Below are 20,534 nucleotides of genomic sequence, written 5' to 3' on the forward strand. Positions count from 1 at the left end.
TCGGGCGTCGGCGGGTCCGAGAATCCGCCCATCCCGGCATAGACCGCCAGCCCCGCCAGCGCGAGAACGGCCCCCGCCGCGGCCGTCGCCGCCAGCTGGCGCAGAAGCGTCCGCGCCGGGGCTGCGCCCTGCCCCACATGGCGGTAGAGGATCACCGAGGTATTGTCCTGCGACGGGTTCGCCTTGCGCTCGACCGCGGCCAGCAGCGCCTCGGTCACGGCGCGCGGTCCGGCCCGCAACCGCTCGCCCACGATCTCGACCACTTCCGCCTCCGACAGCGCGTCCAGCCCGTCGGAGGCGATTAGCACCACGTCGCCCGGCTCCAGCGTCACCGAATTCAGGTCCACCAGCGTCAGCGGACCCCCCGTGAGCGCCGAGCGCAGCACGTTGCGGCGCGGGTGGCTCGCCGCCTCGGCCCGGGTCATCCGACCCGCCTCGACGAGCGTCATCAGTTCGCCGAAGATCGAGTGGTCCGCATTGATGCGCCGGATCGTCCCCCGCCGCAGCAGGTAGATCGCGCTGTCGCCGACGCTGACCCAGACCAGCCGGTCGGGCAGCTTGATCGCCGCGATCAGGGTGCAGCCCATGCCCCGCAGGCTCGCGTCCCGCGCCAGCGCGCCGCGGATCGCCTCGTTGGCGGCCTCGAGCGCCTCCTGCAGCCGGTCGGCGGGGCGCGGGGCGCGCGCGACCTGCGTGAAGTGGTGGGCGAAGGCGCGCAGCGCGAGGCCGCTAGCCACCTCGCCGCCGGCATGCCCACCCATACCGTCCGCCAGCAGCATCAGGACGTCCGAGCGCGGGTCCGTCTCGCTCTGGAGGATGATGTCGAACGCATCCTCCTGCGTTTCCCTGCGCCCGAGGATCTGCTGGCCGTGGACCTGCGCCATCGTCGTCTCAGGCCTCGGGCGGGGCGATGTCGCCCCAGTCGAAATCCTCGTTGCAGAAGGCGACGAAGCGGACGGTGGTCTTCTTGCTCAGCTCCAGCGTCGAATGGGTGGGCAGCGGCAGCGTCGCCGTGACCACCTGCCCGTTCAGCCGCGTGATGTTCTTGCCGCTGCCCGGCACGACCAGGAACGACCGGCTTACATCGTCATAGACGATGCGCAGGTGATCCTCGCCCGAGATGGTCATGTCGCCGTAGGGCAGGCTGACGCGGCAGCCGCTTTCGCGGCCGACGATGTTCATCCCGGCGCCGATGTTGACCGAGCGTCCGAGCCCCGGCCCCTTGGTCACCACGAGCCAGCCCACCACCGGGTCGAGTTCCTCCTCGAACGGGATGGCCTCCACGATCTCGATCCGCGTGCGTTCGTCCGCGACCTGCACCATGCGCGTGGCATCGAGCGCCGTCGGCGCGACGCCGATCCCGGGCGCAGGCCCCAGAAGGCTGGTGTCGTCGGGGCCGAGGTCGGTGAAGTCGCGCCGGCGCGCCGGTCGGTCGTCGGATTCGAAGATCCACTTGGTCTTGTCGCTCGGCATGTCAGTCTCTCCTGTATCTGCTCACGGCGCGACGAGCCGAAGGCGGATCTGGCCGAACCCGATCTGGTCGCCGTCCTTCACGCGCGTCCCCTCCTTGATGCGGCGGCCGTTGACGAAGGTGCCGTTCAGGCTGCCCATGTCGCTCAGCATCAGGCCGCTGCCCGACAGCTTCAGCTCGGCGTGAAGGCGCGACACGCTGTCGTCGGGAATGGGGACGGCGTTGGTTCCGGCCCGCCCGATGGTAGCCGCGGGCGCGGGCACCACCAGCCGCTCGCGCGTGTCCTCGCGCACCAGCGTCGCCATGGCGCGCACCGGGGCAGCGGGAGCCGCCATCATCGGCCGACCGGGCGCGCCGAGGTCCAGATCGTCGTCCTCGCCCAGCGGAAGCTCATCCTCTCCGCCGTCACCGCCGCGACGGACGAAGACGACCAGCGCGCCAAGGGCGATCAGCAGCAAAAGCGCCCCGGCCCCGCCGCCCAGCACCCACATCCGCGGATAGCCGAAGATCAGACCCGGCTCGGGCGCGGGGTCCTCCGCCGGGGCGGCCTCGGCCTTGTGCGGCTCGAAGCGGACGCGGTGGGTGATGGTCTCGGTTCCGCCCGGCGCGCCGACCTTCGGCGCCGCCGTCTCCACCACCACATCGGCGGCCTCGGGCTTGCCCTCGGGGACGATCAGCCCCGACTGCTGCAGGGCCGAGGCGTAGCGCCCGGCGAATTCGTCCACCGCGGCCACCGCCTGCGTCCGGTTGCGCAGCATCACCGTCGTGGTCAGGCCGAAGCCCGGCGTGGTGATGCGGGTATCCAGATAGTCCTTCGCGCGCCCGATCTCGGCGCTGCCGGTCCCGCGCCAGAAGAAGCCGAGCGACGAGACGGCGATCCGCTCTTCCACCGCGCGGGCGTGGACGGTATCGTCGAACAGCCCCTCCTCCTCGCCGTCGGTCACGACGACGATGTTGCGGTAGAGAACGTCCTCGCGCTCGGACAGGATCTTGATCGCATCCAGCAGGTTCAGCGCGATATGCGTGTTGACCCCGCCGGCGACGAAGCCCTCCATCCCCGCGATCGCGCGCTGGCGCAGGTCGGTAAAGGGCACGAGCGGCTGGAGCGTGCCGCCTTCGTCGAAGGTGTAGATCGCCACCAGTTCCTGCGGCGGCAGCGCGCCGATCAGCCGCTCGACCAGCTCCTTCTCGAACCGGATGAAGGGCTTGCGCGCCCCGCCCGGACCGGGCGTGCGGTCGATCAGCAGCATCGTCGCCGAGGGAAGGACCGCGGCCGGGAACCGGCTGTCCGAGGGCCGGATGAACGAGAATCCCGCGCCCGAGCCGCGCATGTCGCCGCGCGAATGCAGCGGCGGGATGCGCAGGGTGCAGCTGTCCTGCGGCGCGGGGGCCGCCGGCTTGCAGTCCACCACCGCAAGACCCGTCGCGGGCGAGCGGGTCTCGGCCACGCCCTCCGCGCCGGCGCCGGTTGCGGCGAACGCCAGTGCCAGCCCGAGGACGACGCCCCGCCCGAGGCCGCCAATTGCCTGCATCATGCTGCTGCTCCGCTCAGTTGGCCAGGGCGCGGATCGAGGCGCGGATCCGCTGCACCTCGCCCTGCAGCACCGCCGGATCGCTGCCCGCCGAGGCTTCGCGCTCCACCGCCGCCAGCTGGCGCTCGTAGCCGTTCAACTGGCCGAGCCGGATGCTGTCGCTGCCGAGCCGGCTGCGGACAGACGCGGCCTCGGACCGGGCCGAGGCGATCTGCTGGGTCAGCCCCGCGATTGTCCGGCGATTGACATTCGCCTGTCGCTGCATCGAGTCGATATTGCCCTGCATGCGCTGGTTGGAGCGGAGGATGGCCGCCGCCTCGGAGTCCTTCTGCGCAATCTGTCGGTCGTATTCGCCGGAATTCAGATTGGCGATATTGTCGAAGAGATGCGCCGTCGCGGGATCGGTCGATCCCGAACATCCGGCAAGCGCCGTGCCGATCAGAAGCGCGACGGCGAGCGAAGAATTGGAACGCATGCAGGCTTATCCTCTGCGGGCAAGGAATGGGCCGGCAATCCGCGCCGGCCCCGCTTTCTTCATTTCGTCGGAATGAGCGAGACGGTGCTGCGCAGGCTTGCCAGCCGCTTCTCGGTGCTCGATGCCGCCGAGCGCAGCTTGGAAAGCGACCCGCCGCCCTGTTTCTCCAGCGAAACGAGTTCCATGCGCTCCTTGTTCACGTTGGCCTCCGCCGTCTGCAGTCCCTTCACGACCGCCGTCCGGTTGGAGTTGATCGCCCGCACCCGCTTGTCATAGGCGCTTTGCGTGATCTGGTTGGCACCGACCTGCCGCTGCAGCGAGGCGATCTCGGCATTCTGCGAGCGCAGGACATCGCGCAGGTTCGTCTGCACCGAGCCGAGCGAGGCGTTGATGCCCTTGAGCTTCGCCAGCACTTGATCGCGCTTCACCAGATCGCGGTTCTTCTGCGCCGCCTGCCGACCCACGGCATTCCCGCCGACGCCGCCGACTAATGCGCCAGCCGCCGCGGTCTTCACGCAATCATCGCCATCGCCGCCTAACATGAGCGCCAGACCGCATCCGACCACTGCCCCGGCCATGGCGCCCTCGACCGTGTTGCGGACCACGATGTCGCGGGATTGCTGGTTGAGCGACTTGACCTGTTTCTCCAGCGAGATCTCTTTCGGAGTTTTGTTGCTGACCGAGAAACCGGAAGGGGCGGATTTGGTGGAGTGGCCGACCGTCTCAGTCGTGCATCCGCCGGCAAGTGCAAACATGCCGACAAACGCGGCTGTCAGGAGCTTACTGGTCAAGGCATCACCATTCAATAATATACGATGGCATTACCGGCAAACCGAAACCGATTCGCAAGGACGAAATGATCGCGCCTATCCGGTCCCGCAATCCGGGTTGCCATCTGCTTCAACAGGTCGCACCTCAGAAGCCGTAATGTTTCATTTCGATATTTAGCCGTGATTCTGCGCCGCTATAATCGTTACCTCAAAATTAGCGGATCCCGCGGCAATAGCCGGTTTACAGGTCTCGCGAGCCTTTCCTATTCTCGGCAGCGCAATCGTTCGAGGTGCCGCCTTGCGTAGCCGTACACCCCCGCCCGCCCCCCGTCGGCGCCGCCTGCCGTCGCTCCTGCTCGCGGCGGGCCTGCTGCCCGTCCCGGCCCCCGCCGTGGCCGAGAGCGGCATCGCAGGGCCCGCCGCCATCGCGATCCCGGACAGCCTGCCCCTTCCCCGGGCCCCCTGCCACAGTTACGCCGCGCGGATGACGCTGACAGGCACCATCGTCCGGCGGACATGGCACACCCCCGACCCGATGAGCGACGGCTACCGCACCGTCAGCGGCGAGGTGATGAAACTGCCCTCGCCGATCTGCATCTATCCCGACCCCGATCCCGACATGCCGCAACCGGCCATCGTCGACGTGACCGAAATCACCGTCACCCACCTCGAGGGCGCGGTGGGCGATCGGGTGACGGTGACGGGCTCTCCCTACCATGCCCACACCGCCCACCACATGACCCGCCTGCTGCTGGATGGCGAAGTCACGGCCCGCCCGCCTGCCGCCCCCCGGCAGGCGCCCTCGATCACCGTCACGCCCGTCCCCTATCAGCTGCCCTTCCCGGACGCCCAGAGCGCGCGGCTCTTCCCGCAACTCGTCCTCTCCGCCCCGCCGGTCTGCCGGACGACCGAGGCCGACGGCACCACCTGTTTCGCCGGCGACAGCGAGAACGTGATCGCGCTGCGCACGGCGGCCGGCCGCGACGCGATCGCCCTTGGCTGCCGGCTTACGCTCAACTCCGCCAGCCTCGAGGCGGGCATCCGAAGCTGCGCCAACGCAGCCGCGGCAGCGGGCGTCGCGCCCAACCTCCTGCTCGGCTGCGCGCGGCAGGGCGGCCTTTCGCGACCGGCGGGACAGGCGCGGATCGACTGCCGCTGGGGCGCCGACGCGCGGACGGCCGTGCTCGATCTGGTGATCAGGAAATGAGACGCCTTGGCATGAGATCGCTGGCCGCCTGTCTGACGACGCTTCTCCTTGTCACTGCGGGGGCGCAGGCGGAGGACCGGCCCTTCGACCCCGCCCGCCTCTCGCGCGCCGAGATCCGCTTTCTTCAGGCCGCGCTCTCCTTCGCGGACGTCTATGACGGCATGCTCGACGGAGAGTGGGGCGGCATGAGCCGGCGCGCGCTCGAACAGGCGCTCGGCTGCGCCCCGCCCTGCCGCCTCACCGCCTCCGACGTCGAGAGCTTCCTGTCCGACGCGGGCCAACGGCTCGCGGCCTCGGGCTGGCAGGTCGCCTATCTTCCGGCGCTGGACGGCTCGCTGCTCGTGCCTGGAGATTCCGCCACCGGCGAAGCGATCGGGCCGAACTTCACGCAGACCCACGCTGCCCCCGAAGTGGCGATCTATGCCGCGCGCGGGCCGGTGGACGCGGCCGAGGCCGTCGGAGGCACCATCCGGCGCAACGCCCTGCCTAACAGGAACAGCTACTTCCCCGCGCCGAAGCCCCGCCTGCGGGTCTGGTCGGCCTACGCCCCCTTCCACGCCATCTTCGGGGACGGAGATTTTCGGCTGGGCGTGTTCTACCTCCGCTCGGATCTCCGCGGCGGAGCGTGGTCGAGCGTGCTGGTGGCCGCACCGGCCGACCGGATCAACGTGCTCAGAACGGTGGCCAACAGCATCTCGGCCGGCCGGGGAGAGCCGCTTCTCTACCCCGTGCCGCCCGCCGCCGCGAGCGTGCAGCCCCCCCTGTTCCCCGAGACCGCAGGCGCCGATGATCCCCGCCTGAGCGATGCCGAGCGCGGCAATACCGACGATTACCCCCGTGTCGTGCCCTCCGACGTTCCGGATCCCGAGCCCGCCTCGGCCGGCGCGCCCCTGCTCGCCGAGTTCGAGCGCATCCTCACGCCCCTCTCCCTGCACGGCCCTTGAAGGCCCGAACCCGTCATTCTCCCATCCGTCCTGCTCCGCTCCAGCGGAGGGAACGGATGGGTCGGGCGAAGAAGGCCCGGGCCCAGCACGACACGCCTGCACGAGGCCGCCGCACGACAGGCCCGGGGGGTAGCGCCCGCATTCCGCCAGAAGACCCGAGCGCCCCGGCGCGACCAACAGAGCCAGGTGCGGCGCGCGATCCGGACCGGCAACGCGCCCCACGCAGGCGACGCATCCCGGTTTCGGGTCGGGAGGCCCGGAAGGTATTCGTTGGGCCGTTGACGGGGCGCCGTCGGCATCGTCTCGGGAGGGATCGTGCTGCGAGCGAAGGCTATGCCCGCACGCATCCAGCTCCCTCGGCGGGATCTGCGCGCGGCCGGGGGCACATACTTGTCCGTCCCGCACCCCGAGACGCCGAGGAGGAACAGGAGTGGGCTCCACACCCGCGTGCCATTCCCTCTGGCCGCGACAGGACCCGTCCCGCGGCCTTGCCTCATCCGCGACTTGACCGAACGGCGGGGGTCCGCATAGCGTCCTCACATTGCGAGTTGGAGTGTTTTCCAGATGTGTCCCCTTCATGAGGCACTGTCCTCAATCCCGCCCCCGTCCCCGCCTGCCCCATCCACCGCCACCGGAACGTCCGCGAGGCCGAAGCCGCCGGAAGGCCCGCGCTGCCGAATGGCGCGCCCATCCCTTCTCCGGTTCCTGTCCCTCGTGTCCGCGCTGATCTGCGGGCTCGCGGTGCAGGTTCAGGCGGGCTCTCTCGACCGGTTCCTGAACAATGTGGAATTCTGCGAGGAGAGTCCGGGGCTCCGTGCGCTGCGCGCCGACCTGAACAATGCCTTTCCGATCCATCCCGACGACCCGATCATCAATTACCGCTTGGCGCCCAAGGTCTTGGCCCGCGTCGCGCGGCGTCTTCCGGTGCCCGTGCAGAACGCGACCATCCGCGAGGACAGTGGCCATATGCTCTTCCACTTCGAGATCTCAGGCAGCTACCGCGGCCTGCCGGTGCGCTCCCTCGACCTCTACAACGGTCGACCCGGCAGCCAGTTCTACGGCTTCGGGGTGGAGTTCGCGGCACCGCAGGCCACGGTCGAGGCCATGTTCGGCGACTCGATTGCCTGGACCCGGCAGAACCGGCCGGGCTTCGCGATGCTGGCCACATCGACCCCGGTGATCGTGTGCGACCCGCTCGACTACTGAGCTGATTGAGACTCGGATGGTGAGACCGATCGATGTCCTGCGACGCAGCACCGACCGGCCGGCGGCGCTCTGCCGGCTCGCCGAGCCGTTGCGGACGCTGAAGCACTCGCTACGGACCGCCGCGTGACGGCGGCGGCCGTGCCAAGAGGAGCTGGCGCGCGCTTCTCGACGAAGAGCTGACCCCCGCGCTCTGTGCAGGAGATGAGCTGCACGGCAAGATCCACTGGAGCGACGTGGCGGAGCCGGTCTCCGGCTCCCGGACCGGTTCCCCGATGTCGACCTGGCCTTCGTCCTCGCCTTCGCCATCCTGCACGACTGCCGGTGAATGGACGATGGCTGGGATCCGGACCATGGACAGCGGGAGACGGAGCTCGTCGGAGCCTCCCGCGTTCTCCGGATCCTGCCCGAAGCGGTGATCCCGAAGTATGCAGAAGCCTGCCTGCGCCACGAGAGCGGCCACCGCTGGCCCGAGGACGAGAGCATTGGCGCCTGCCGGGATGCCGATCGACCGAACCTCGTCCGTTTGGGACGGCCGCTCGATCCCGACAGGTTCGGCCTTCTCGATGTGCGGGATCTCGATCTCCTTGGGCCGGCCATGACGATGATCGTTTGCGAGCCGCCGTCCCGGGAAGAGTTTGTCCGTCGCGTGGAACCTCAAGTCGTCCGTCCGACGCCGAAGCGCCAATGGTGCGGGAGATGATCATTCCGGGAGGTCCGCGCCGACCGGCAGAGGATTGAAAATACGGGATTTGGAAAAGGAATAGCCAACCTGATAGGTGTTAGCACACGTCGCAAGCGATCCCGTGCGGAGCGCGCCGCCGCCGCCCGGTCAAGCACTCGGGGGAGGCATGTCGAATATGCGGCCCGGGTTCAGGATCATGCGCGGGTCCAGCGCGGCCTTCAGCAGGCGCATGGTGGCGATCTGTCCGTGGCTGCGCGTCAGGTGCAGGAAGGGCTTCTTGTCGACCCCGATGCCATGTTCCGCCGAGATAGAGCCGCCATAGTCCGCCACCAGGGCCAGCAGCCGCGCCATGGCGGCCTCCTTCTGCGAGGTCTGGAAGACATAGTGAAGATTGCCGTCGCCGAGATGGCCGAAGACATGAAAGGCGGTCTCCGGGTCGATCGCCCGCAGCGCCGCCTGACTGTCCCGGAGGAAATCCGCGGTGCGGGCCGTCGGCACACTGATATCGCCGCTGGCCACATGATCGAGCGACCGCACATAGTCCGCACAGCCGTCGCGCATCTCCCACAGCGCCTGAAAGTCGCGGGGCGATTGCGACATCACCGCATCCAGCGCCAATCCCTCCTCCATCGCGGCGACCAGCGTCGCCATGAAGACCTCCTCGGCTTCGGCCGCACAGGCCTCGGCCTGGATCTCGGCCAGCACATAGGCCGGAGCGTGGATAACCAGGGGAGGGGTGATCCCCAGATGCGCCGTGACCCCGTGATAGGCGCCGGGCATCATGATCTCGAAGGCGGAGAGGCTGCTGCCGACCGCGCTGCGTAGCCGCGCCAGCAGGTCCAGCGCCGCTTCGACCGAGGGCATGGCCAGAAAGGCATTCGCCTCCGTCGCCGGGCGCGGATGCAGGCGCAGCAGCGCACGGGTGACTATGCCGAGCGTGCCCTCGCTGCCGATGAACAGCTGGTTCAGGTCATAGCCGCTGTTGTCCTTGGCCACATCGGTGAGCCCGTTCAGGATCGTGCCGTCGGCCAGCACCGCCTCCAGCCCGGCCACCTGCGCGCGGAACATGCCGTAGCGCAGCACGCGGATCCCGCCTGCATTGGTGGCAATGTTGCCGCCGATGGTGGCGGTGCCCCGCGCGCCGATATCGACGCCGAAGATCTGGCCCGCCTCCTGCGCCGCTTCCTGCACACGCTGCAAGGGTGCCCCGGCTTCGGCCAGAACGGTGGACGCGCCCGGGCTCACGGAGGAGACCGTCGTCATCCGCTCCAGCGACAGGACAGCCTCGCCCGCGCGGATGCGATGGGCGCCGGACAGGCCGGTGCGCCCGCCCTGCACCACCAGCGGCTGATGGAACTCGTGACAGACGGCCAGAGCCGCCGCCACCTCCGCAGTCGATCCCGGGCGCACCACGAAGGCCGGGCGGGCCGAGGGACGGTTACGCCGGTCCTCCTGATAGCGCGGATCAACCGTATCGCCGACGAGCAGCGCGCGCGGCGGCAGAACCCCGGCCAAGCGGGCCAGCAACGTCTCGGTCGTCTTCGTGGTCATGCCGCCCCTCCCCGGATGGTTCGGGCAGGATGCGACAGACTCTCTATTTGTCAAACCTATTATTGTTTTTCGATCTCTGTTATCGTTCTGACGACTCCACGGGCACAAGGAAGGACGATGGCGCTGCGCTATGACGAGATCGTGCGCACGGGTCTGGCGCGGCAGGTGGCCGATCTGATCCGTGCCGCGATCATGGACGGCCGGCTCGCCATCGACGAGCGCCTTCCGAACGAGGAGGAACTGGCCCACCGCTTCGGCATCTCCCGCCCCACCGTGCGTGAGGCCCTGAAGGTGCTGGCGGCCCAGAACCTGATCCGGTCGCGGCGCGGGCCTGCGGGCGGCACGTTCGTCACCCGCCCCGACCCTGAGGGAGTGGCGCAGGCGATCACCGATGCGGCCACCCTGCTGGTCGGAACCGGCAGCTTCGGCCGCGAGGAGATCCTCGTTGCCCGGATCGAGACCGAGACGCTCTGCTGCCGTCTGGCCGCGGCCAACCGCAGCGCCGCGGATCTGGAGCGCATGGCGGCCGAAATCGCGCTGCAACGGCAGGACGGCCTCTCTGACGAGGACTTCTGCGCCTCCGATGTGCGGTTTCACCGCGCGATCGTCACCGCGACCGGCAACGGCGCGCTGCGCCTGATGATGCATGCGGTGATCGAGAGCTTCATTCCGGTGACCAACATGCTGATCCACCGCGACAACGAGCGCCACCGCGCTGCCGACAGCCACGAGCGCATCTTGCAGGCCATCGCCGAACGGGACGGAGAAGGTGCGGCGCGGCTCATCCGGCGCCATCTGGAGGGGCTGCGCGGCGTTCTGGACAGCGCGCTGGAACGCCGCGCAGCCGCCCGCCCGCCACAGGTCTCCGAGGGAGAGGACAGGACAAGCTCAGACATTCCACGCCATGATGATCGTTGATCGGGACGGCAGGCCCGCGGCCGAACTCTGCGACCTCTCCCGGTCACGTTCCCGAACGCCATTGGCCCTTGTCGATATGGCCGTTCCTCGCCCCGTTGAAGCGAAACGTCATCTCGTCTGCGCTCCCCATCGGCCCGGCCCGATGGAACGGGTCCGGTGATCCGGCAGCGCCGCCTCGACGGCGGCCGCGGTGCCAGTCAGATCGTCGGCGGCCACCGGCGCGCCATGATGCACGACGGCGGGGCGCCGGGCAGCATCCCCTGTCCTCCGCGGCGCTGAGGCAAGGCGACAGTCCTGCCGGAGCCGAGCCTCGAACGGGTGCAGCCCGTCACGGCTGACCGGACGATCGGGACGGGCGTGCTGTCCGCCCGAGACGACAAAGCGGCATCAGCGGCCGGTGGCCCTCGGCGCGGTGCCCCGGACCATCCGCATGTCCGCTTTCCCCGTCCTGCCCGGGGCCGTGCCGATGGCAAGGGCGGGACTCACCCGCCCCGGTTCACCTCAGCGACCGGCCTGCCCGCCTTCTTCCACTCGCCGAAACCCCCACGCAGGCTCCGCGCCTTGAGCCCCATCTCTTGCGCAACCCGGGCCGCCAGCAGCGACCGCCAGCCGCTGGCGCAGTAGAAGACAAAGGTCCGGTCCTCCGCGAAGCGCGGCTTGTGGTAGGGGCTCTCGGCATCGATCCAGAACTCCAGCATTCCGCGCGGAGCGTGGAAGGCACCGGGGATCATTCCCTCGCGCTCCAGCTCGCGCGGGTCGCGGATGTCGACCATGACGATATCCGCATCCCGATACCGGGCGGCCATGTCATCGCCCTCCACCGAAATGACGACCTCTTCGGCCTCGGCCAGCATCTCCTTGTATCCCCTGGCCAAGATCAGCGCCCCAGAGCGTAGAATTCGTCGTTCGGGCGCATGCTGGTGACATTGGCCAGCCGGTTCGACATGCCGAAGAAGGCCGAGATGGCAGCAATGTCCCAGATGTCATCCTCGCTGAAACCGTGAGATTTCAGCAGCGCCAAGTCCTCGTCTGCCACCTCGTGCGCGCGGACTGACACCTTGATCCCGAAATCGATCATCGCCTTCTGGCGCGGAGTGATGTCGGCCTTGCGATAGTTGATCGCCACCTGATCGGCGATCAGCGGATCCTTGGCGCGGATCCGCAGGATCGCCCCATGCGCCACCACGCAATACTGGCACTGGTTCAGGTTCGAGGTCGCCACCACGATCATCTCGCGCTCGGCCTTGGTCAGGTTTCCGGGCTTGTCCATCAGCGCGTCGTGATAGGCGAAGAAGGCCCGGAACTCGTCAGGCCGATGCGCCAGCGTCAGGAAGACGTTGGGCACGAAGCCCGATTTCTCCTGCACCGCCAGAATGCGATCGCGTAGATCCTCGGGCATGTCCTTGATCTCGGGGACGGGAAAGCGGCTGATGGCGGCTGCGGTCATGCGAATGTCCTTCTCAAGTGGGCAGGATGGCTGCCAGATGGGCGTCATAGATCCGGACCGCGTCACCCGCATCGCCCGCATGGGCTTCGATGCGGACAAGGCAGGTATGGGCGGAGCAGCCCTGCCCGAAGGCAGAGCTGCCGATGTCGAGGGTCAGCACATTGGGATTGCCCGACAGCTCGGGCCCCTCGGCTTCGGCGGGCGTGAACCAGGCGCCGGTGGGCAGGATGGCCACGCCCGCAGCAACGCTGTCGGTGACCTGAGCGGTCGCGAGACAGGCCCCGCGTGCGTTCCAGAGCCTCACGGTCTGCCCGTCGGCGATCCCGCGCACGGAGGCGTCGCCTGGATGCAGCATCACCTGCTCGCGCCCTTCCCGCTTTCCGGCGAGGCTCGCTTCGGCGGTCTCCAGCTGGCTGTGCAACCGACCCTTCGGCTGATGCGAGATCAGATGCAGCTCCCCCGCCTGCGCCCTCCCCAGCCATTCCGCCGGTTCGATCCACGCCGGATGCGGCCCGCAGTCGGCATAGCCGAGCCGCGCCAGCGTCGCGCTGCCCAGCACGATCAGGCCGCTTTCGGTGTCGAGCGGATGCGCCTCGGGATCCTCCCGGAACGCGGCCAGATAGGTATGGTCGCGCTGCACCGGACAGGGCGCATGGCCCTGCGCCCAGAAGGTCTCGAAATCCGGCATCTCGAAATGGTGGTGTTGCTGCGCATGATTGCGGCTTTCCTCGTAGAGGTGGCGGATCCAGCCCATCTCGTCCCGACCCTCGTTGAAGGCCGCCGCCACCCCCAGCTTCCCGGACAGCGCGTTGAAGATGTCGAAATCCGACCGCGCCTCGCCTAAGGGAGCGATCGCCTGTCCCATGGCGAGGATGAAATCCGACCGCTTGTTGCCTGCCAGATCGTTGCGCTCGATCGAGGTCGAGGCGGGCAGCACGATATCGGCGCGCTTGGCCGTCGCGGTGAACATCGGATCCTGCACGATGATCGTCTCCGGCCGGGTCCAGGCCTCGGACAGGCGGTTGAGATCCTGATGGTGGTGAAAAGGGTTGCCGCCCGCCCAATAGACCAGCCGGATGTCGGGATAGCGGCGGTCCTCGCCCTCGTAGCTGTAGGGGCCGCCCGGGTTCAGCAGCATGTCGCTGATCCGCGCGACGGGGATGAAGCTGTTGATCGGCTTCGACAGTTGCGACATGGCGGGCGACTTGCCGATGGCGAAGGGCGCGCCGACCCCGCCCAGCGAGCCGTAGCCGTAGCCGACCCCGCCGCCCGGCCGGCCGATCTGGCCGATCACGGCGGCCAATCCCAGCGCGGCCCAGAAAGGCTGCTCGCCGTGATGGGCGCGCTGCAGGGACCAGCTCACCGTCAGCATGCTGCGGGTTCTAGGCAGATCGCGCGCGAGCGCCCGGATCGCCTCGGCTGGCAGGCCGGTGATGGTGGAGGCCCATTCCGCATCCTTGGGCCGGCCATCGCCCTCGCCGCGAAGATAGGCGAGATACAGCTCCGAGCCGCTGGTGCAGCGGGCGAGGAAGTCGGACTCCTGCTGCCCGGACCGCACGATCTCGCCCGCCAGCCCCAGCATCAGGGCCGTGTCCGTATTGGGCCGGATCGGCCACCACTCGGCCGCCACCCAGTCCGGCAGGTCATCCTTCAGGGGCGAGACGAGGATCACCCTGACCCCGCGCTCGACGATCCGGCGCAGATAGGTTTCCAGATGATGCGCGCCGATGCCTCCGGCTTCGCTCTGTGCGGTGCGGGGCGACATCGCGCCGAAGACAACGAGCGTCTGGCTATGCTCGGCAATGCTGTCCAGCGTGTTCGCCTGCCCGCCGCAGGCACGATCGTCCCCCAGCGTGTGCCGCAGGATCACCGGCCCGGCGGCAATGGAATAGGTGTCCACATGGCCGGTGAAGCCGCCGACGAGATTGAGCGTCCGCTTCAGCAGGGTCGAGGCGTGGTGAAACCGGCCGCAGCTTGTCCAGCCATAGCTGCCCGCGAAGATCGCGGCATTGCCATGATCGGCCGAAACCCGGCGGATCTCGCCGGCGACGAGATCGAGGGCCGCGTCCCAGCTGACCGGCACGAAGCGCTCGCGGCCGCGTCCCCGCCTGTCGCTATGCTGGCGATCGGCGAGCCAGCCCTCGCGCACCATCGGGCGCATCACCCGGCGTTCCGGGCTGGCCCATGCGGGCACCGAATGGATCAGCTCCGAGGGAGCCGGATCATGCGCGAAGGGCTCGACACCCACGATCCTTCCCTCATCGACCAGCAGGGTATAGGCGCCCCAATGGCTGCAATGCGGAACCCGCGTAATCATCTCTCGCCCCTTCAGATTACGGCTTCGATCAGGAACGGCCCTCTGTGGCGGCAGGCCGCCTGCAAAAGGTCATGGAAGGTTCCCGCGGTGGTGGCACGAGCGGCCTCGACCCCCATGCCCCGGGCAAGGTTGACCCAATCCAGCGTCGGTCTGTCCAGATCGAGCATCCGCCGCGCGTTCTCGCCGGGATTCCCTGCGCCCACGTTCTTCAACTCGCCGTGCAGGATCTGATACCGCCGGTTTGCAAAGATGATGGTCACCACATCGAGGTTCTCGCGCGCCTGCGTCCAGAGGCCCTGCAGGGTATACATGCCGCTGCCATCGGCCTGCAGGCCGATCACCTTGCGGTCGGGGCAGGCAATGGCGGCGCCTGTGGCCATCGGGATGCCGATGCCGATGGCGCCGCCGGTCAGCTGCAGGAAATCATGCGGCGCCGCCCCATAGGTCGAGCGGAAGAAATCCCTCCCCGAGGTAACGGATTCGTCGCAGACGATGGCCTGGTCCGGCATGATCCGCGCGAGAGCGATGGCGATGGCATCCGGGGTGAGCGCACCGCCGGGCAGGTCAGGCATCTCCCGCCCCGCCAGCCGGGCAGGCGGGGCCTCGAAGGCTCCCACCGCCTCGGCCAGCGCCTCGACGGCGGCGGGCAGGTCTCCGTCGGGCCCGGCGATCTCGATCACGGAGCAGCCTTCGGGCAACAGGCTGCCCGGCTTGCCCGGATAGGCGAAGAAGCCGACGGGTGCCTTGGCCCCGACAAGGATCACCTGCTCGGTCCCGGCGAAGGCGGCCAGCGCCTGATCGATGACATAGGGCACCCGGTCCAGTGCCACGCGTCCCGCGCCGCGCTGCATGCGACCGTTGGCCTGCTGCGCCATCACCCGCGCTCCGGTCTTCTGGGAGATGCGGTCCAGCACCTCGAGCGGCCCGGCCCGAAGAGCTGTGCCCGTGACAAGGATCGTCGTCGGCCGACCATTGCCGAGCGCGCGCGCCGCCGCGTCCACCCTCTGGCCATCGACAGGATCGGGCCGCGGCCGAAGGATGGCTTCCGGGGCGCCTCCGCTGGCGGCCGACCATGCAGCATCGGCAGGAAGGATCAGCGTGGCGATGCCTCCGGCCCCGGTCAGCGCCGCGCGGATGGCCGCCTCGGTCCTGACCCGCAGATCGCCCACGCCCTCGATGCGGCCCACCCAGTGCGACATGGGTCGCGCGAGGCCGTCGATGTCCGAGGTCAGGGGCGCATCATGCTGAAGGTGGTAGCTGGCATGATCGCCCACCACATTCACCATCGGGCTGCGCGCGCGGCGGGCGTTGTGCATATTGGCGAGCCCGTTTGCCAGCCCCGGCCCCGTGTGCAGGAGCGTGACGGCGGGCTTCCCCGCCATCCGCGCATACCCGTCCGCCGCGCCGGTGACCACGCCCTCGGAGAGGCCCAACACGCAACGCATCCCGGGCTGCCGGTCCAGCGCCGCCACAAAATGCATCTCGGACGTGCCGGGATTGGCAAAGCAGGTGTCGATGCCATTGGCCAGCAGGGTTTCGCACAGGATATCCGCACCATTCATGCCGGGTCTCGCTTTGTCAGAGTGTCGGCTTCGGCCCGCAGATCGGAGAGCGCCGCCCAGTAGGGCATCACCGCCTGCAGAAGACCGGTAAAGAGGCCGCGCTTGCGGGCAGCATAATCCGCCACCGCGCCGGTCTGCGGCAGCAGGGTTTCATCCGGCGCAGCAACCCAGCGCGCCCCGATCTCGTCCGGCGTGGCCCCGAGAAGGCTACGCGCGCCGATCGCCGCAAGCCCACGCAGGCCCGCATGACCCGACGCGCTGCGCTGCACCGGGCCGCCCAGCGTCGTGGCGAGGAACTGCGCGAAATGACGATCCGCCGCCAGCCCGCCTCCCAGCGCCAGCTCTCCAGCCGCAGCCCCCAGAAGATCATGGCTGTGACAGGCGACGAAGACCAGCGCCTCGCGACCGGCCCAGGCAATCTCGGCGGGGGTGGTGGCCGCGGTCAGCCCCAGAAGCGCGCCTCTGGCATTCGGCTCGGTCCAGGGCGCCCGTTCGCCACCCGGCTCGAGGAAGGGATGCAGGATCAGCCCCGAATAGGCGGGCGCGGCGGAGCCGGGCAGGTCCTGGAACTGCCGCGCCAGATGATGCAGCAGGGTGGCGCCATTGAAGCAGGGATGGAAGCTGATATAGCCCTCTCCCAGCGCAAAGCTTTGCACCATCGCCCCTGCCGGGGCCGCCCCCATCGCGGCGGGGTCGGAGTGCAGGCAGGCATGAATCGCACTGGTCCCGAAGATTGAGCCGGCCGTTACGCCGCGCCGGCTGCCCAGCCCCATGCCGATGAAGCTGGCCTGCACATCGCCGGGCCCCAGCAGCACCGGCAGGCCCACAGGCAGGCCAAGATCCCGCGCCACGGACGGCGCGAGCGGCGCGCGGCACTGGCCGACGGGCTCGAAGGGGGGCAGCAGGTCGAGGCCCCGGCCGAGGCCCAGAGCCTCCTGCACCTCGGGCCGCAACGCGCCATCCTGCCAACGGCCCCAGACCGGCAGGGCGGCGGTCAACTCGCCCGCGACCTGCCCGGTCAGGGCCAGCAGCAGCCATTCCTTCAGCCGCAGGGCGTGGGACATGGCCTCCAGCCGCGCGGGATCGTTTCGTTGCAGCCACATGAGCTGAAGGCTCGCCGAGGCTGCCGTCGGGCGAGACCCGGTGATCGCCTGCACCCTGTCCAGCTCCGGCGCGAGTTCGGCCATCATGTCGCGCGCGCGGCCGTCGAGCCAGGTCATCGCCCGCCCCAGGGGTTCGCCGGCCGCATCGACCGGCCAGAGCCCGTCGCCCTGCCCGGTCAGCACCAGCCCCGCAACCTCTCCCGCCCCGGCGATCCGCGCCACACAATCGCGCAGCACGGCAAAGGCCTCGTCCCGCGTCACCGCCATGTCCTGCTCGACCCGGACGCCATCGCGCCGCAGAGCGCCATTCGCGCGCTCTGCCGTAGCGATCATCCGGCCATCGGCGGCGAAGGCTGCCGCCTTCACTGCCGTCGTGCCGGAATCGAGGGCGAGGAGGATCGGGCTCATGGTCACGACGCCCGCCGCAGCCCTTGCTGAACCTCGGGGGTCTGCTGGCCGTAAGTCTTGAACTTCACCATCACATCGGCGATCTGCGCCTCGCTGAGGACGAGGGGCTCGCCCGCAGGCAGGCATTGCAGATAGAGCGTCGCGAGTTCCTCGACCGTTACCGCAAGGGCAAGGGCCCGTGCGATTGACACATGCGCGGCGATCACACCGTGATGCGCCATCAGGCAGGCGCGGCGGCCTTCCAGCGTGCGCACCACCGCATCGGCCAGCTCCTGCGAACCGAAGATCTGGTAGGGCGCACAGGGGATGGTGCCCCCCCCCGCCGCCGCGATGGAATAATGGATCGCCGGAATCTCTCGGCCGAGGATCGAGACGGCGGTGGCATTGGTCGAATGGGTATGGACCACCGCATTCAGATCGGGCCGCGCCCGCAGGATATCACGGTGGAAACGCCATTCCGACGAAGGCAGCACATCGCCCGAGAAGGTCGCGTCCCAGTTCATCGCCACCACATGTTCGGGCGTCAGCTTGTCGTAGGGGATGCCGGTGGGCGAGATCAGGAATCCGTCGCCATGGCGCAGGCTGATGTTGCCGGCGGTCCCCTTGTTGATGCCCAGCCGGTTCATGCTGCGGCAGGCCTCGATCAGTTCGCCGCGCAGCGCGCGTTCGTCTTCGGTCATCGGATCACCTCATTTGCAGGGATAGAGCGGCGGTTGGCCGTCCAGGATCAGGGCGATATCCTCGGCAATCATGCGCGCGCATTTCAGGGCCGAATGGCGCGATGCCCCCGCGATATGCGGCGACAGCGTGACGTTGCGCAGTTTCAGCAGCGGCCAGTCCACGGGCGGCGGTTCGAACTCGAACGTGTCCAGCGCGGCGCCCCTCAGATGGCCGCTGGCCAGCGCATCGTAGAGCGCGGCATAATCCAGCACCTGCCCGCGCGTGGTATTCACGATATAGCCCCCGGGCTTCATCATGCCGATGCGGTCGCGGCTGATCATGCCCTTCGTCTCGGGGGTCACGCGCGGATGCAGCGTCACCACATCGCAGCGCCGCATCAGATCATCCAGATCGGCCTTCTCGAACCCGGCCGCCTTTTCGGCCTCCGTCAGGTCCTTGAACGGGTCGTAGATCACGATCCTGCAGCCGAAGGGCTGCAGAAGCCGCGCGACCCGGGTGCCGATGTCGCCATATCCCACGATCCCGATGGTCAGTTCGGACAGCTCGGGGCCGACATGATCGTAGTGATAATAGCTCCGGCCCCAGGTGCCGTTCGCCACATCGTTATGCCCGCGGATCAGGTTGCGCGTTTCGGCCAACAGCGAGGCCACGGTGAATTCCGCCACCGCCGAGGCATTCCGCCCGGGCGCGTTGACCACCGGAATCCCCCGCGCGCGCGCCGCCGCCATGTCGACATTGACTGGCCCGCCGCGCGAGACGGCGATCGCCTTCAGCTGCGGCGCCTGATCCATGCTGTCGGCGATGATCGGCGCCAGATGGGTCACGAGGACATCGAGGCCCCGGATGAAGTCGTAATATTCCTCGGGGCGCCCCACGAATTCGCTTACCGGCAACGTCTTGTCGACTTTCGTCGACTGTCGCTGCAAGGGCCAGGCGATTTCCATCTCGCGGAAGGTGACCTGCCGCCCGCCCAGCCGGGCCTTGAGGGCCTCGATGAACAGGCCGGGCTTCATGAACCCGTCTCCGATGACGCCGATGGTCAGCTCTGTCCGGGTCATGTCGCATCCTTTTCGCGCGCGCCGATGCCGGGCAGGACGGCGCTGTAGTGTTCGGTATCCAGGTCATGCTCCCGCAAAACCTCGGCACTGTGTTCGGCAAATTGCGGGGGCGCACGGCGATAGCTGGCCGGGGTGCGTGACAGCTTGATCGGACTGCCGGTGCCCCGATAGGACCCGATGTCCACGACCATCTGCCGGTGGACCGTGTGCGGATCGGCCATCACCGCATCAATGCTGCGCACCGCGCCGCAGGGCACTCCGGCCTTGATCAGCCGATCCGACAGGCTGGCGCAGTCGAACCGGGCCAGAGCCGCCTCCAGTTCCACCTTCAGCGCGTCGCGGTTCATGTTGCGGTCGCCGTTGGTGGCAAAGCGGGGATCGTCGGGCAGGTCGGGACGCTCGATCTGACGGCAGAGGATGGCGAACTGCCGGTCGTTGCCCACGGCCAGAAAGATCGGAGCCGTGGCGGTGGCAAAGGTGTCATAGGGGCAGATGTTGGGATGCGCATTGCCCGAGGTGCCCGCGACCTTGCCCGACAGATAGTAGTTCGGCAGATGCGGATGCAGCAGCGATACCCCGCAATCGTAGAGGCTCGTCTCGACGAACTGGCCCTTGCCGCTCTGAGTGCGCTCGTTCAGCGCCATCAGGATGCCGATGGCGGCATTCAGCCCCGTCACCATGTCCACCACCGGCAGGCCGACCCGCAGGGGCTGCCCCCCGGCCTCTCCATTCACGCTCATGATCCCGCACAGGGCCTGAATGGCGGCATCGTAGCCGGGCAGCCCCCCCATGGGGCCATCCGCGCCAAAGCCCGAGACACGGGCATGGATCAGCTGAGGAAACCGGGCCGAAAGCTCGTCGTGGCCGAGGCCCCAGCGCTCCAGCGTGCCGGTCTTGAAATTCTCGATGAAGACGTCGGCACCGGCCAGGAGCTCGAGAAGCAGCGCGCGTCCGGCCTCCTGCGCCAGATCGACGGCGATGCCGCGCTTGTTTCGGTTCAGGCCCAGAAAATAGCTGGCCGCGCCGTCGAGGAAGGGGGGCCCCCAGCCCCGGGTCTCATCCCCGGAGGGCGGCTCCACCTTGATGACATCGGCGCCGTGATCGGCCAGGATCTGACCGGCATAGGGGCCGCCCAGCACGCGGCTGGCATCGATCACCTTGAGATTGGCCAAAGAGCCGGGGTGCAGCATCGGGATGTCCTT

General features: G+C 68.6%; 19 protein-coding genes. 5 read left to right on the forward strand and 14 right to left on the reverse strand.

What is annotated here, in order from left to right; translation table 11 throughout:
- The 5 genes from A9O63_RS11805 to A9O63_RS11825 all read right to left on the reverse strand — a co-directional run.
- Positions 1-884, reverse strand: an 884-nt coding sequence (locus A9O63_RS11805; protein WP_069332119.1) for a PP2C family protein-serine/threonine phosphatase, incomplete at its 3' end; no start/stop codon positions are given.
- A gap of 7 nt (positions 885-891) precedes the next feature.
- The gene (locus A9O63_RS11810) at positions 892-1,473 is read right to left on the reverse strand and encodes an FHA domain-containing protein (RefSeq protein WP_069332120.1); all 582 of its coding nucleotides are present in this window, start codon (positions 1,471-1,473) and stop codon (positions 892-894) included.
- Positions 1,474-1,494: 21 nt separating this feature from the next.
- Entirely contained in the window at positions 1,495-3,006 is a 1,512-nt protein-coding gene (locus A9O63_RS11815) for an FHA domain-containing protein (RefSeq protein WP_069332121.1), read from the reverse strand.
- 13 nt (positions 3,007-3,019) lie between these two features.
- On the reverse strand, positions 3,020-3,478 hold the full coding sequence (locus tag A9O63_RS11820; RefSeq protein WP_069332122.1) for a hypothetical protein: 459 nt from the start codon (positions 3,476-3,478) through the stop codon (positions 3,020-3,022).
- 59 nt (positions 3,479-3,537) lie between these two features.
- Positions 3,538-4,269 carry a hypothetical protein gene (locus A9O63_RS11825; RefSeq protein ID WP_069332123.1) on the reverse strand — a complete coding sequence of 244 codons (732 nt, stop codon included), beginning with the start codon at positions 4,267-4,269 and terminating at the stop codon, positions 3,538-3,540.
- Between the two features lie 277 nt (positions 4,270-4,546).
- On the opposite strand from A9O63_RS11825, the gene A9O63_RS11830 reads away from it, so the two are divergent.
- From A9O63_RS11830 to A9O63_RS22845, 4 genes are all read left to right on the forward strand, one after another.
- Positions 4,547-5,455 (forward strand): DUF4431 domain-containing protein, encoded by a 909-nt coding sequence (locus tag A9O63_RS11830; protein WP_141703088.1) that lies wholly within the window; start codon positions 4,547-4,549, stop codon positions 5,453-5,455.
- Positions 5,456-5,466: 11 nt separating this feature from the next.
- A complete protein-coding gene (locus A9O63_RS11835) occupies positions 5,467-6,399 on the forward strand; it encodes a hypothetical protein (protein ID WP_084295828.1) in 933 nt (310 codons plus the stop codon).
- 678 nt (positions 6,400-7,077) lie between these two features.
- Positions 7,078-7,605, forward strand: coding sequence for a hypothetical protein (locus tag A9O63_RS11840; protein ID WP_069332126.1), 528 nt, complete (start codon positions 7,078-7,080; stop codon positions 7,603-7,605).
- A 325-nt stretch (positions 7,606-7,930) separates the two neighbouring features.
- On the forward strand, positions 7,931-8,305 hold the full coding sequence (locus tag A9O63_RS22845; protein ID WP_141703089.1) for a hypothetical protein: 375 nt from the start codon (positions 7,931-7,933) through the stop codon (positions 8,303-8,305).
- Between the two features lie 129 nt (positions 8,306-8,434).
- Here A9O63_RS22845 and A9O63_RS11850 read toward each other — a convergent pair whose 3' ends face one another.
- On the reverse strand, positions 8,435-9,838 hold the full coding sequence (locus tag A9O63_RS11850) for an FAD-binding oxidoreductase (protein ID WP_069332128.1): 1,404 nt from the start codon (positions 9,836-9,838) through the stop codon (positions 8,435-8,437).
- Positions 9,839-9,955: 117 nt separating this feature from the next.
- Here A9O63_RS11850 and A9O63_RS11855 point away from each other — a divergent pair, with 117 nt between their 5' ends.
- Complete coding sequence (locus A9O63_RS11855) at positions 9,956-10,756, forward strand: FadR/GntR family transcriptional regulator (RefSeq protein WP_069332129.1); 801 nt, start codon at positions 9,956-9,958, stop codon at positions 10,754-10,756.
- 482 nt (positions 10,757-11,238) lie between these two features.
- Here the strand turns inward: A9O63_RS11855 and A9O63_RS11860 are convergent, their stop codons facing one another.
- From A9O63_RS11860 to A9O63_RS11895, 8 genes are read right to left on the reverse strand one after another with little or no spacing between them, the layout of a single operon-like run.
- On the reverse strand, positions 11,239-11,610 hold the full coding sequence (locus A9O63_RS11860) for a rhodanese-like domain-containing protein (protein ID WP_069332130.1): 372 nt from the start codon (positions 11,608-11,610) through the stop codon (positions 11,239-11,241).
- Positions 11,611-11,633: 23 nt separating this feature from the next.
- Complete coding sequence (locus A9O63_RS11865; protein WP_069332131.1) at positions 11,634-12,203, reverse strand: peroxidase-related enzyme; 570 nt, start codon at positions 12,201-12,203, stop codon at positions 11,634-11,636.
- A gap of 13 nt (positions 12,204-12,216) precedes the next feature.
- Positions 12,217-14,520, reverse strand: coding sequence for a molybdopterin guanine dinucleotide-containing S/N-oxide reductase (locus tag A9O63_RS11870; protein ID WP_069332132.1), 2,304 nt, complete (start codon positions 14,518-14,520; stop codon positions 12,217-12,219).
- Between the two features lie 11 nt (positions 14,521-14,531).
- Positions 14,532-16,082: an acetolactate synthase large subunit gene (locus A9O63_RS11875; RefSeq protein ID WP_069332133.1), complete on the reverse strand. Its 1,551-nt coding sequence runs from the start codon at positions 16,080-16,082 to the stop codon at positions 14,532-14,534.
- Positions 16,079-17,593 carry an FGGY family carbohydrate kinase gene (locus A9O63_RS11880; RefSeq protein ID WP_235836971.1) on the reverse strand — a complete coding sequence of 505 codons (1,515 nt, stop codon included), beginning with the start codon at positions 17,591-17,593 and terminating at the stop codon, positions 16,079-16,081. The genes A9O63_RS11875 and A9O63_RS11880 overlap by 4 nt, the downstream gene beginning before the upstream one ends.
- 2 nt (positions 17,594-17,595) lie before the next feature.
- Positions 17,596-18,273: a class II aldolase/adducin family protein gene (locus tag A9O63_RS11885; protein WP_069332135.1), complete on the reverse strand. Its 678-nt coding sequence runs from the start codon at positions 18,271-18,273 to the stop codon at positions 17,596-17,598.
- Positions 18,274-18,282: 9 nt separating this feature from the next.
- Positions 18,283-19,332: a 2-hydroxyacid dehydrogenase gene (locus A9O63_RS11890; protein ID WP_069332136.1), complete on the reverse strand. Its 1,050-nt coding sequence runs from the start codon at positions 19,330-19,332 to the stop codon at positions 18,283-18,285.
- Positions 19,329-20,522 (reverse strand): CaiB/BaiF CoA transferase family protein, encoded by a 1,194-nt coding sequence (locus A9O63_RS11895; protein ID WP_069332137.1) that lies wholly within the window; start codon positions 20,520-20,522, stop codon positions 19,329-19,331. Before A9O63_RS11895 ends, A9O63_RS11890 begins: the two co-directional genes overlap by 4 nt.
- Positions 20,523-20,534 lie beyond the last annotated feature (12 nt).

It is taken from the genome of Cereibacter johrii (assembly GCF_001720585.1).
Lineage (GTDB): Bacteria > Pseudomonadota > Alphaproteobacteria > Rhodobacterales > Rhodobacteraceae > Cereibacter_A > Cereibacter_A johrii.